Raw genomic sequence first — 6709 nt, forward strand, 5'->3', positions numbered from 1 at the left:
GTAATACAAACCGGAGCAGCCGTTGAGGCCAGCGTAATGGTCGGTAATGGATTTACTGTTACGATTGCTTCCGATGAAAAAGCGGCAGTGCAAGTTCCACTGGCTACAACTGCTCTGAATCGTGTGGTCTGCGTTAATGGTCCAAAAACAAAACCCGTTCCTGCAGTACTTGGAATATCTACCCAAGTTGTAAAAGGAGCAAATGCATACTGCCATTTTTGCACCGTGCCTGTATGTCCAGATAATATTAAGCTGCCACTATTAGCACCACTGCAAATTGTACTAGAACCTGCAATTGTTCCTCCAACAGATGGTGGTGAAACAGTTACATTTGATGCTGCAACTGTTACAGTATTTGTACAAACTCCTGATGCTAAACCTGTAACAGTTATTGTACTTGTTCCTGCTATTGTTAAACCAACCACATCAAAATCTCCTGTACCTGCTGAAGTTACTGTCATTGGTGCTGTTAAGGTTCCTGCTGGATTGGTGCGATTATAAGTTACCACGTATATGCCGACTGGCAAATTAGTACCTGTAAGTCTTAGTTTGGCAGTCCCAACTGAAGTACAAGCATTTACTAATGTCTGAAGATTACTTACACTGTAAGTTGGACAAGTATAGGTTACATTAACCCGACCGGCAGCGCCGTTCCCTCCAACTTGACCTGGAGATCCTGACAAATGCAAGCCCCCACTACCTCCACCACCTGGAGGACTACCCGGCTGTCCTGGACCAACACCTAATAGCACACTCCCTGCAGCCAGTCCTCCTGCTCCGCCACCTGTACCTCCTCCTTTTCCTCCTGCCCCTGAGCCAGCTAAAAGATTAAGTAAAGCAGTAGCCCCTGCCCCACCATCTGATCCTGCTGTTGTTGTAATAGAACCTTTAGAAACTGTAGCCGAGCCACCCGCTCCTCCTGCTGGACTCCCACCTGTAGAATTAGCGGGTCCACCACTGCCACCTGCAGCTAAGAAAACTGTGTCATAACCTTGAATATAAGAATTTCCACCATTAGCTCCTGATCCGGACCCTCCGGCAGTTGTTTGAGCCACTTTAACAGACAGCGTTGCGCCAGCAGTAACAGATATAACGCCTTTAGCATAAGCTCCACCGCCTCCACCTGCACCACTTCTTCCTGTTAAAGCCGTTGAAGCACTTGCACCACCACCAGCTCCACCAGCTCCCCAACCTTCTACATTCATAGTGAGAACTCCTGCGGGAACTAATATAGTACCATCAGCATTGAAAGGAGGATGCTGTGCCCACATAGAAAAACAGATAAAGAAAAATAAAAGGGAAAGTTTTGTCTTAGAGGACGAAATTTTAGAATGAAAATTCGATAAAGAAAATCGAAAGATTAAAAATTGAGGTAAAATCAACGAGGCAGGTAATTTTTTTTTCATCGCACTATTTTTTAAATTGATAGAAAAACTCAAAATCAAGTAAACTCGGATTGGATGGAATTCTAAATACCTCAAAAATAATTTTGACTGCAGAAAATAATCTGTAAAATCAAAACCCAAAAAATATGTAAATGCTTTTTAGTGGTATTTAAAAAAGGCAATCAATATTCCTGGCTGATAAAAAATAAAATACATTTTCATTTATAGGAGTAAATAAAATGCATTTCAACGGCTTTTATATACGTTTGTCGAGTGATTATTACAACAAGGTACGATTTTATTTACATTACTATTAATTCTGAAAGTTAAAAATCAAAATTTTAACACTCTGACTATCAAAAAGATACTTTTATAACAAATATGTTAAATCGGTAAAGCTTCAATAAAAACAGGGCTTAATGAAAGAAAACACCTCTAAATCTAAAGATCGGATACAAAAAATCCAGACATGTTTCGATGTCTGGATTTGACTATTTGCTATATCTTTATTTGTTAAAAAATGATCTTTTTGGTCATCAAACGATTATTTTCTAAAACTATTTTAACCAACAATACCTGGTCAGACGATTTTAAATTTGGGATTTTTAATTGCGCTGCGCTTAAGCTGTTTTTTTTATAAATCAATTGTCCTCTCATATCAAATACAAAAACATCTTTAAGATTTTCTTTTAAACTTTGGATGTCGATTATTTTATCTTTTATCGAAACTAAAATTTCATTTGTATTATTCTCAAAATTCTCTACATCTAAATTTTCACTCTGAAAATGAATTTCAAATCTATCACTAAATTCTCCTGCTTGGCTGTAAAATGTATAATCTCCTGAGCGTAAATCATAGGTAACATCTTTCAATTTATCGTATATATAAATTTCTTTTTCACTTATTTCACCATCGGTACGATCCATCGCAATAGTAAAATTGCCAGATTCTGCAGTTCGATAACCCAGAAATATTTGATCACTATCTTCAAAAGGCAATGCTCGTCCTTGGATTACCAATTTTTTATCTTCTATAATGCTGTAAAAGTCGGCCTTTTGATTTGCATTCATTGATTCCGCATCATAGCGTATATCGTAAGAATTTGCAGCTCCATTTACATAACCCACTAAAATTTGTTTATAAACTCCTTTTTCATTAGTAAGATTCAACCAAAATCGATGTTTGTCAAACTGTTTTGTGCTGTTAGAATTTTCAATTTTCGCAGGTTTATAAAAAGCATTATTCTTGTCTTTAATTCTCATACTATTATTAAACTCAATAGTTTCAGAAGTAGAACTTCTTATAAAAAAGGCCTGGCCTGAGGCAATTTTACCATCTGGAGGAAGTTCTTTATCATCTGCTGAAAGCGCTTTGGTACTAACACCGCCTACTAAATTATAAACGGCATAATCATCTGAACTGTATTTAAATTCAGCTATTGGCGTATTGTGCGTCCAGAAATATAGTGCTCCTGCTGTTTTCGATTCGTTTGCATTTAGAAAAATATCTGCATCAATTGCTGACGGATAAGGATTTCCAACTAAACTATACAACCCCGATTCTACTAAGTTAATTTCTACTTTTCCGTTATTGGGTATTCCTTTAAAAACTCCTTCAAAAACAGACCGCTCTGTTATTGAATAATTCTGAGGTCCTCTTATAGAATATCCTTTCCCAACAATCATCACATTTGAAGGCGCTTCTATATCCCATTTTTTTAACCGCGTATTGTAAGATGTGTATTTATCAGATAAAGTATTAGGAGAAAAATCAATTAATTTCTGATTCTGAACAGGAGATGACCAATAGGTATAATCGTATCTAACAATTGGATTTGTTTTTCTTTTAACGTGAACAATGCCGGTATTTATCATATCGTCATCTGATTGATATAAACTTGCTCCATCTTCTAAAACCAGAGTTCCTGACCCTAAATAAGAAAATTCAATTCCTAATGTGTTTTGACTTAAAAGGGTAACTGTTTTATCTGCGTCTATACTACAGCTGCATACATTTGAAGAAATGAGATTTGAAAAACTTTCTTTAAAAAACACCTCTTTCCCTCCTGAAGGATAGCCCTTAGACCATGATGAACCATTCCATGTGGTGGATTCTAAGCAAAGTTTCAGACGTGCAATTCTATGTTTGGAAATTCCTGAAACCGAGTTAAAATCCCCTCCAATTACTAATCTATAATCTGCCGTAAAACTTAATGCATAAAGATTCTTGTTTAAACGAGCATCAAAAGAGGGATCAAAATCTCCCGTTTTTAAAAGTCTGACAAATCGTGATACAATATTATTTTTGAAAGTTCCTGAAAAAGTCCCTCCAACTAAAATACGATCATCAGGCTGTACCAAAATAGTTCGAACATCTCCTTTACTAAACCCCGTTCCGGAGTCGAAACTCAAATCTAAACTTCCATTGCTATTTAAACGGACTATTCGTTTTTGGGAACTTTCGTTAAATGTTAGAAAAGTTCCCCCAACAATTACTTTTTGGTCAGATTGTAATGCGAGTGCGTACACTACTTTATCAAAACCGGTTCCAATATTAAAGCTTGTGTCAATACTTCCATCTGCATTTAATCTGACCAGACGAGAAAACTCCTGTCCATTAAATTTTGCAAATTTCCCTCCAACCAAAATTTTACCATCGGGCTGAACTAAAACATCCTGAATAGCAGCATCAGTTTCAAAATTAACATTAAAAGAAAAATCTCGTGATCCATCTGGAAATAACCTAACAATTTTTGCGGCGGCATTTTCATTATTATAACGGAAAAAACTTCCTGCAACAATAATCTTTTGATCTGATTGAAGAGCCATTGTATAAACCGCTCCATTAAATCCGGAGCCAATATTAAAAGTGGGATCTATTGAACCATCTGTAAAAATCCTTACAATTCGGCCACATGGCATATCATTATATTTAATAAAGTTTCCAGCAAAAACAATTTTACCATCAACTTGTTTTACTGCTGTTTCTATTGAATTATTAGCTCCACCTTGTTCTTTATTAAAATTATTATCAAGAGTACCGTCTTCTAAAAGCCGGGCGATTCTGGAAACTGGAATATTATTGTATTTAGTGAATTTTCCAAATACCATTTCTTTTTTATCCTCCAAAGAAATAATTTTCAAGACTGTATTATCGAATCCAATTCCAGCCGAAAGATAGCTTATATCCAGCTCGCCACTATTACTTACTTTTGCAAGCCGGCCTTGATTTTGTCCATCAAAAGCAGAAAAAGATCCCCCTATGAACCACGATCCTTCAGAATCTAAAGCAAGAGCCAAAACAGAGTAATTTCCAGGTCCCGAATCTGTTTTAAAATCACTGTTTACAGTTCCATCAGGATTTAACAAAACCAGTCTGTTTACATTTTCATCATTATAGAAACCGGTGAAAGATCCCCCCAACCATTATATTGCCATTATCGTCTGTTTTGATAATCTGTACTGCATCTTTAGTAAAACCAGTGCCTTGAAAATCTGTATCTCTTGAGCCATCTTCATTGAGACGAACAATTCTCTCTGCGGTACTTCCATTGAACAGAGTAAAACTTCCTCCCAAAATAATTTTATTATCAGATTGGATTTCGACGGCATTCACGTTATCATTAAAACCTTCTCCGATATTAAAGGTTCCGTCAACACTTCCATCAGAATTTAGACGTACTATTTTATTACTTGGAATTTTATTGAATGAAGTGAAATTACCAGTAATTAAAATTTTTCCGTTTGCCAATATTCTTGTATTAGTGATATTTAAAGAAGAACCTGTACCAGTCGTAAAAGAAGTATCTAAAGCGCCGTCGGGCAATATACGTGCTATGCGATTTACAGTAACATTGTTGTATTTTGTAAAACTCCCCACGATTATTATTTTTCCATCTGGCTGTAGAGCGATATCATAAATAATTCCGGAAGCTCCAATAGAAGTATTGAATGAAGTGTCTTGGGTTCCATCGTTATTTAATCGAATAAGTCGGCCGCAACTGTTTCCATTATAAGCCGTAAAATTACCTGACGCAATAATTTTGCCATCCGGCTGTACAACACAGGCATAGACATTTCCGCTAAAACCGGTTCCTGTACTAAAATCATCATCAACTGAACCATCGGGTTTCAGGCGCGTTAAATGAGAAGAGAGGTTTCCGTTGAGACTTGAATATTCGCCGCCAACAAGGAGTTTTTGATCTGACTGCAAATAAAGAGTACGTACAGCGGCATCAAAACCATCTCCTTTTACGCCGTCATCAATTGGGTTAAATGTTATATCAACCTTACCTTGCTGCGAAAAAACAGCTGTCGAAAAAGGAAAAATAAGAAGAACCAGTGAGCAAAATAAGTTTTTTACCAAAGTAATCAATATTATGATTTGTAAGAATTAACCGAAATTAAATATCTTTTTACTAAACAGCAATACCCACTTTTGGTGATTTTTAAATAAAAAAAATCCATCTGATTTGACAGATGGATTTTTTATAGTTTGGGAAAGTGATTTTTATTTAAAGATCACTTTTCGGGTTACTTCAGCATTGTTTTCAAGCGTAACTTTTACAAGCAGCACCTGATCCCCAGACTGCAGGTTTGAAATTGAAAGTTCCGTAATGCCGACTTTCTTTTTATTGTAAATCAGTTTTCCTGTAATGTCGAAAACAGAAACTTCTTTAATGTTTTCTTTTGCAGAAGTTACTTTGATTACTTTATCTTTTACAGAAACCAGAAGTCCGTCCTTTACATTTTCGAAATCACCTGTTCCTAACGTTTTATTGGTATAACGAAGCGTGAAACGATCTTTAAAAGTTCCTATTTCGGTTTTAAAAGTATAATCCCCGGCTTTTAAATCTGAAATAATTCCGGTTTTTTTATCTTCCAGATATACTTCCTGACTGTTAAAAAGTCCGTCAGCATGGTCAATAGAGATCGTAAAATCTCCGGCAATTGTTGTTTTGTATCCTAATGGAATTACGTCACTGTTCTCAAACGGAAGTGCACGTCCCTGGATAGAGAAAGTCGTACTTTCGTTGATACTGTAAAAATCCACATAACTGTTTCCGTTAAAACCAACAGCGTCAAAATTAAGGTCCCAGCTGTTTGTAGCTCCTTCAATATAACCTACTAAAGTTTGTTTGAAAGCCCCTTCTTTATTAGATAAATTCAGCCAAATACGATTTCTTTCAAGATTGTCTTTTTTAGCTGTTTTGTAAAAATTATTATTGCCGGCACCTACTCTCATATCGTTTGTGTAGGTAATACTTGTAGTTGTTGGGGCGGCAAAGAAACCCTGTCCGGCTGCTATTAATCCCGTGGGAGGA

3 protein-coding genes and 1 pseudogene are annotated in these 6709 nt (G+C 36.2%); all 4 read right to left on the reverse strand.

What is annotated here, in order from left to right; all coding sequences use genetic code 11:
- Positions 1-1406, reverse strand: a pseudogene (locus tag BKM63_RS05185) (hypothetical protein); the annotation flags it as partial.
- A 492-nt stretch (positions 1407-1898) separates the two neighbouring features.
- The gene (locus BKM63_RS05190; protein ID WP_242661099.1) at positions 1899-4808 is read right to left on the reverse strand and encodes a T9SS sorting signal type C domain-containing protein; all 2910 of its coding nucleotides are present in this window, start codon (positions 4806-4808) and stop codon (positions 1899-1901) included.
- Positions 4780-5751, reverse strand: coding sequence for a delta-60 repeat domain-containing protein (locus BKM63_RS23840; RefSeq protein WP_242661100.1), 972 nt, complete (start codon positions 5749-5751; stop codon positions 4780-4782). Before BKM63_RS23840 ends, BKM63_RS05190 begins: the two co-directional genes overlap by 29 nt.
- Positions 5752-5895: 144 nt before the next feature.
- The coding region (locus tag BKM63_RS05195; RefSeq protein WP_131801191.1) for a T9SS sorting signal type C domain-containing protein at positions 5896-6709 on the reverse strand (814 nt) is incomplete at its 5' end.

This window comes from Flavobacterium johnsoniae (assembly GCF_001879205.1).
In the GTDB taxonomy this organism is placed as follows: domain Bacteria; phylum Bacteroidota; class Bacteroidia; order Flavobacteriales; family Flavobacteriaceae; genus Flavobacterium; species Flavobacterium johnsoniae_A.